This is a genomic window from Streptomyces bambusae, from assembly GCF_019400985.1.
Classification (GTDB): domain Bacteria; phylum Actinomycetota; class Actinomycetes; order Streptomycetales; family Streptomycetaceae; genus Streptomyces; species Streptomyces bambusae_A.
Genome location: NZ_WTFF01000423.1, coordinates 1 through 5,270, shown reverse-complemented (window position 1 = coordinate 5,270; position 5,270 = coordinate 1). Strand labels below are relative to the sequence as shown.

Here is a 5,270-nt window from a genome sequence, read left to right as displayed (position 1 = left end):
CTGTTCCGGGTGCGGCGCGGCGAAAGCCAAGCTGCCGCTGCACGTCCGGACCTACGAATGCGACGCCTGCGGCCTGGTCATCGACCGGGACGACAACGCCGCGCTCAACCTCGCCGCCCTCGCGGCAGCCGCAGTAACTGGTACCGGAGTGGCCGGAGACCAGGACACCCCCAAGCGGGTGCCGAAGCCTCGTGGAGCCGACCAGAAGACCCGCGCCACCCGCTCCCGCCGCAAGGCGGAAGCGGGGCGGGCAGGTGGCGCAGCCCTACCGCACCAGCGGCAGACGGAAACGAGAGACCGTACTCAAGCCGAAGCCCTCACGCTCTGGTGATGAGACGGACCTTCCGGGCGGAAATGCCCGGAATGCTGAGAGCTGCTGAGGCTCTGAGCAACGGTTCCCGTACAACGGGCCCGCCTCCGACGAGGTCGCCCTCGTCGTGGCGGAACTCGCCTCCAACGCCGTACGCCACGGCCGCGTCCCGGGCCGCGACTTCGAACTCCGCGTGACGGAGCTGGAGCACGTCCTCCGCGTCGAGGTCTCCGACGCCCGCAAGGAGCCGCAGCCGGTCGTCAGGCCGGTACCGGACGGCGAGGGCGGCGGCTACGGGATGCGCCTCGTCGAGGCGCTGGCGTCCGCGTGGGGCGTCGCCGACCGCGTCATCGGCAAGACGGTCTGGGCGGATGTCGCCAAGCACAAGCCCTGAACTCATGACCGCTTTCCGGCCTGGCGGCTGGTTCCGCGACATCCCATGACCGGCGGTCAGTGGCGCCGGTAGGCCGTGAACGGCTTGGAAGGTGACGAGGGGGACTCGTAGCAGGCAGCGATGAGCCGGTCCTTGTACTCGAAGACCGTGTCAGCGGGGTCCTGTCCCTCGGGGAAGGTACGGGCGTCGCGCTGCTTGCCCGTGGCGGCGTCCAGGACCCGCAGGCCGTAGACATCGCTGTCGTCGAGCGAGGTGAGGACGGTGAGTCTCCCGTCCTTGGGGAGAAGGCGGTACCCGTGGTCGCCGTCGAGGCGGTCGTCATCGGCCGACGCACCCCAGACGGGTTTTCCGGTGGCCAGGTCGAAGGCGGTCAGGCGGTGGGAGTAGTAGCGCGGAGTCTTTCCTCGGCGGGGCAGGGCGTAGAGCCGGCTGTCGTCCGCAGCCGCCCTGAGTCGATATGCCATCGGGATCTCGCCGTAGGAGCCACTGAACTCGATCGGCGGGTTGGGGTGCCCGCCCGGGCCGAAGGAGAAGTAGGCCCCACTGTCGGAGTCACCCGATTGGGAGGCTGCCACGATCACCGGGTCGGCCGAGACGAATCCGGCGTTGGAGTCATGGGGGACGGGGCTGCGGGCCCCGAGCGGCGCGGACCACTGGAGCGCCCCGGTGGCCGGACTGAAGGTGGCGGCGTGCAGTTCGGCGTTCCTGGGGATCTCGCCGTCCAGGGTACGGTCGGTGCCGCCACAGGCGAGGAGGGCGGCGACCTGGCGCTTGGCCATCGCGGTCCCGCCGGCGACACACTTCTCGGGGAGGGCCGCCTTCCAGCGCGGCTTCCCAGAGCGTACGTCCAAGGCCTGCAGCTCACCCCCCATGCGGAGCACGACAAGTCCGCTGCCGGCGGACACCACGTAGGACCGGAGGCGGTACAGACCTGATTCGGCGGCGGAAACGGGCGCCTGCCAGAGCTCGCGGCCGTTCTTCATGTCGATCGCGACGGCGGTGGTACAGGCCTTGTCCTTGGCCGGGCCGGATCCGCCGTCCCCGTCGCGGGTGAGGACCAGGACCGCGCTGTCGGTGTCGGCGGCGGTGTAGCAGATCGCTGAGCGGCCGGGCGGCACGTACTCCCAACTCTGCTTGCCGTCGGCGGCGTTGTAGCCGCTCACCGCATCGAAGCGGCTGCGGACCAGGGTGTCGCCGGACAGCCAGGCCCCGTTGCCTTCATGTTCGGTCTTGCGGTCCGCGGGGGTGTCCCAGACGACGTCCATCTCGTCACCCGCCGAGGAGCACCCGGCGATGAGTGAACAGAAGGCGACCAGGGCCACCAGCACGATGGACGGCGTCCGCCCGGTCCGTCTGATGGACGGTCCGTCATTCCCTTGTGCGATCACGATCGCTCCCCCCAGAGCATGTCGCCGTCGCGGCCCGCCGGACTTCCCTGCGTTCCTCGGCGGTGATCATCATAGGGATCGGGGCCGCCAGGTCGAGTGAGCGTTATCAGCGTGGTCACTGATCGGGTGACGCCGGTGAGGTCACCCTGGGGATGACCCTGGACCGGGCCACCCGCCTCCTGTCGAGTCCGCCGCGTACTTCGCGGTCATTCGATGTGAGTGACCGATGGAAAGGTGGGCGGCTCCGCCTGGTGGATGCATTTCGATCCCATTCATACCTGGCGAGAGCCGCCGCCCGTTCATCTTGTTCACGCCGAAAGTGGTGAGCGAAAATCAAGCTTCGCGGATCGGCGCGTGCTCACGTCCTCCTCGGAGGGTGTCAGCACCCCTTGACGACGGCTACGACGTCATCGATGAGGCCCTTGCTGAACGTGTGGTAGCTCTTCGTGTTGGGGTAGGCCGTGACACAAGGAGAGATGCGGGTCACCTGGTCCTTGGTGTTGAGGATCCGCACGTGGTACTTCACCTGGTGGCTGCAGTGGTTGTTGAAGTAGACCTTGGTGGACCTGAGGCCGTTCGAGTACGACGTATTGAAGGTCTCCCACGACGGGCTGCTGCAGGCCCAGGACTTCGTGGTGGCCGCAGCGGCCTGCGGTGCGGCGTAGGCGGTGCTTCCGAGCATGGACACGGCCAGCACTGCAATCGCCGTGGCCTTGGCGCCGATGCGAATAGCACTCATTGTAGGAATTCCCCCTGGGAAAGAGATTGGTCGCGCCCGGTATTTTCTGGGCCGAGATGGACTCTCGCACGCAAGGAAGGTTGCCGGCAATCCATTTGAGCCGAACTTGAGGTGCTGATTATTGGCGAAAATTGTGCATAGAATTCGTGCTGCGTCGCCTATTGGGCCGGTCCGACCAAGGGGGAGTCGATATCTTCCTGACCGTTCTGATTGCCGGAATATACGGCAGGGTCGATTCCGCTTACGCCTGGGTGCTGGAGGCCCCAGGTGTGTAGGTGCTGAAGTTGACGATGGCGCCGGGTGCGGTGGTGGGTTCGGCGAGACACGTCGTGATCCAGCCGGGCCCATGGACGGGGTGACACAGGGGGAGTTCAGAGCCGTCGTAGAACGGTGCGGGCGCGGCGGCGCAGCCCCTGTAGAGAGGGCCGGCAACGGGGTCGTCGAGGACGTCTCTTTCGAGACGGGCGAGCCCGCCGTTGCCCGGCCGGAGGTCTACACCCTGCTTCAGGTGAGGCATCATGGCGGGTGCCCAGCGTGTCTCCCAGTCGATGAAGATGTCGGTGCGGGCCTGTGTGTCCAGAAGCAGCCACCGCATCACGTTGGCCGGGGCCTGTCCGCCCGGGAAAAGCCGGCGGAACTCGTCATTGCAGGCAGTGACGTTGAACTCGGCGTCACTGACGTACGCCATGACGCCACTGAGCTGGTCGATGACATGCTGCCAGACCCCCGCGATCGACATGCCTGAGGCGCCGTGCAGTGGGTGAGGCGGGTTCTCCTTGCGAGTGACCTGCCACAGGAACACCCACTCCCGCTCATCGAGGCACAGTGTCCTGGCGACGGCGGTGAGGAGATGGGTACCGGGGTGGGCCAGTTGGCCGTTCTCCAGCCGGTTGTACGTGCCGGGGGACCGTGTGAGCAGGGAGTCCATCTGCTGCTGACTCAGGCCCGTAGCCCGTCGGCCGGGGCCCGGCATCCGTGGGGGGAATCCCGCACTGACGGGGGCGATCGCAGCGCGGCGGGCCTGAAGCATGGCCTTGAGGCGGCCTCTGTCACTGGTCGGCATCCTCGCAGGGCACCTTTCGTCCGGACGTGCCTGATGGCAGGTTCGGCGGTCATCATCACCTGCACTTTCGCCCCATGGAAAGCTTGTTCGCCTGGGGCGGCACGCTGACCGGGAGGCGGGTGCCTGCCCCGCGGTCGATGCCGGTCAGCCGACCTCCGGGCCCTCCTCGGGACCCGCGTCCGGGTCCGAGGCCTTCTTGCGGCCCACGGCCACCTGCGCCATGCCGGGCAGGAAGTCGGCGAACAGCTCGTGGAGCTCCCGCACCAGCGGCCGCAGTACGCGGAAGCGGGCCAGCACGATGCCGCGCGTGGTCAGCTGGGCGCCGCGTTCGGCCAGTTTGCGGGTCTTCTCGCTGTTCTCCGAGCGGTCGAAGACCCAGTAGAGCACCAGGCCCATCTGCGAGAGCCACATCAGCTCCGGCAGTACGTCGGCCAGTTCGGCGGGCACCTTCGTCTTCGCCCCCGCCAGCACCTCGCGGTGCATGTCGATCGCCTGCTTGCGCGCGGGCTCCGACTCGGCGGAGAAGGGGCTGAGCGGACTCGCGGGGTCGGCGGCGTTCTTGAAGAACTGGGCGGCGAACTCGTGGTACGGGGCAGCGATGTCCAGCCAGGTGGTCAGTACGCCCGCGAGCCGCTTCTGCAGGTCGGTCTCCCGCTCCAGGATGGGCCGGATCGCCGCCTGGTGGGCGGCGCCGATCCGGTCGTAGAAGCCCTGGACGAGGTGTTCCTTGGACTCGAAGTAGTAGTAGGCGTTGCCGACCGAGACCCCCGCCTCCTTGGCGATGGCGCGCATCGTCGTCTTGTCGTAACCGCGCTCCTGGAAGAGCCGGAGCGCGGTCTCGAGGATGAGCGTGCGGGTCTGCTCGCTCTTGGCAGCCTTCTGATCAGTCACGGTGTCCGAGCCTATCGGGGCCCGTGGGTGGTACGGCGCACAGGTCGTCCCCGCAGCCGTCCGCCCCGGCCCCGTCCGGCACCCCGCCGGGGCGGGTGGCCCCGCGCCAGGCGGCGGCCGCGAGCATCGCGGTCCGGGCGAAGGGCCGACCCGCGGGCGTGGCCAGCCAGTTGGCCTTCGGCCGGTGCTCCGCCAGGGCCCACAGGCAGACGATGAAGGCGTCCGTGCCGGTCCACACCTGCCCGCGGTCGCCGACGACGGTGATCTCCCGCAGGGTCGCCCCGTGGTCGAGGCGCGGGAAGAGGCTCACGGCCTCGTAGGAGGCCGCGGGCACCAGGGCCAGCGGCACCAGCTGGGCCTGGCCGAGCAGCCAGTGCCGGATGTGCACGCACAGCGGGCAGCCGGCGTCGTAGAGGACGGTCAGCCGGCGGACGGGCGCGAGCGCAGGCGCGGGCGCGGGCGCAGGCGCGGGGCCGGGTGCGACC

6 protein-coding genes and 1 pseudogene are annotated in these 5,270 nt (G+C 68.7%); 2 read left to right on the top strand and 5 right to left on the bottom strand.

What is annotated here, in order from left to right; all coding sequences use genetic code 11:
* Positions 1-331, top strand: a 331-nt coding sequence (locus tag GPJ59_RS33155) for a zinc ribbon domain-containing protein (RefSeq protein ID WP_219671623.1), incomplete at its 5' end; no start/stop codon positions are given.
* Positions 332-422: 91 nt separating this feature from the next.
* Positions 423-704 (top strand): annotated as a pseudogene (locus GPJ59_RS33150) (ATP-binding protein); the annotation flags it as partial.
* A 56-nt stretch (positions 705-760) separates the two neighbouring features.
* Here the strand turns inward: GPJ59_RS33150 and GPJ59_RS33145 are convergent.
* The 5 genes from GPJ59_RS33145 to GPJ59_RS33125 form a co-directional block, all read right to left on the bottom strand.
* Complete coding sequence (locus tag GPJ59_RS33145; protein ID WP_219671621.1) at positions 761-2,092, bottom strand: outer membrane protein assembly factor BamB family protein; 1,332 nt, start codon at positions 2,090-2,092, stop codon at positions 761-763.
* A gap of 379 nt (positions 2,093-2,471) precedes the next feature.
* Positions 2,472-2,831 (bottom strand): hypothetical protein, encoded by a 360-nt coding sequence (locus GPJ59_RS33140; protein WP_219671620.1) that lies wholly within the window; start codon positions 2,829-2,831, stop codon positions 2,472-2,474.
* A gap of 241 nt (positions 2,832-3,072) precedes the next feature.
* Positions 3,073-3,804 (bottom strand): helix-turn-helix transcriptional regulator, encoded by a 732-nt coding sequence (locus tag GPJ59_RS33135; RefSeq protein WP_258025285.1) that lies wholly within the window; start codon positions 3,802-3,804, stop codon positions 3,073-3,075.
* 234 nt (positions 3,805-4,038) lie between these two features.
* Positions 4,039-4,785, bottom strand: coding sequence for a TetR/AcrR family transcriptional regulator (locus tag GPJ59_RS33130; RefSeq protein WP_219671618.1), 747 nt, complete (start codon positions 4,783-4,785; stop codon positions 4,039-4,041).
* On the bottom strand, positions 4,778-5,270 hold a 493-nt coding region (locus GPJ59_RS33125), incomplete at its 5' end, for a thiol-disulfide oxidoreductase DCC family protein (RefSeq protein WP_374200982.1). The genes GPJ59_RS33130 and GPJ59_RS33125, both read right to left, overlap by 8 nt.

Excerpts from the sequence above, each read along its gene's own strand:
- GPJ59_RS33140 (WP_219671620.1), bottom strand. The coding sequence starts at position 2,831 with ATGAGTGCTATTCGCATCGGCGCCAAGGCCACGGCGATTGCAGTGCTG.
- GPJ59_RS33135 (WP_258025285.1), bottom strand. The coding sequence starts at position 3,804 with ATGCCGGGCCCCGGCCGACGGGCTACGGGCCTGAGTCAGCAGCAGATG.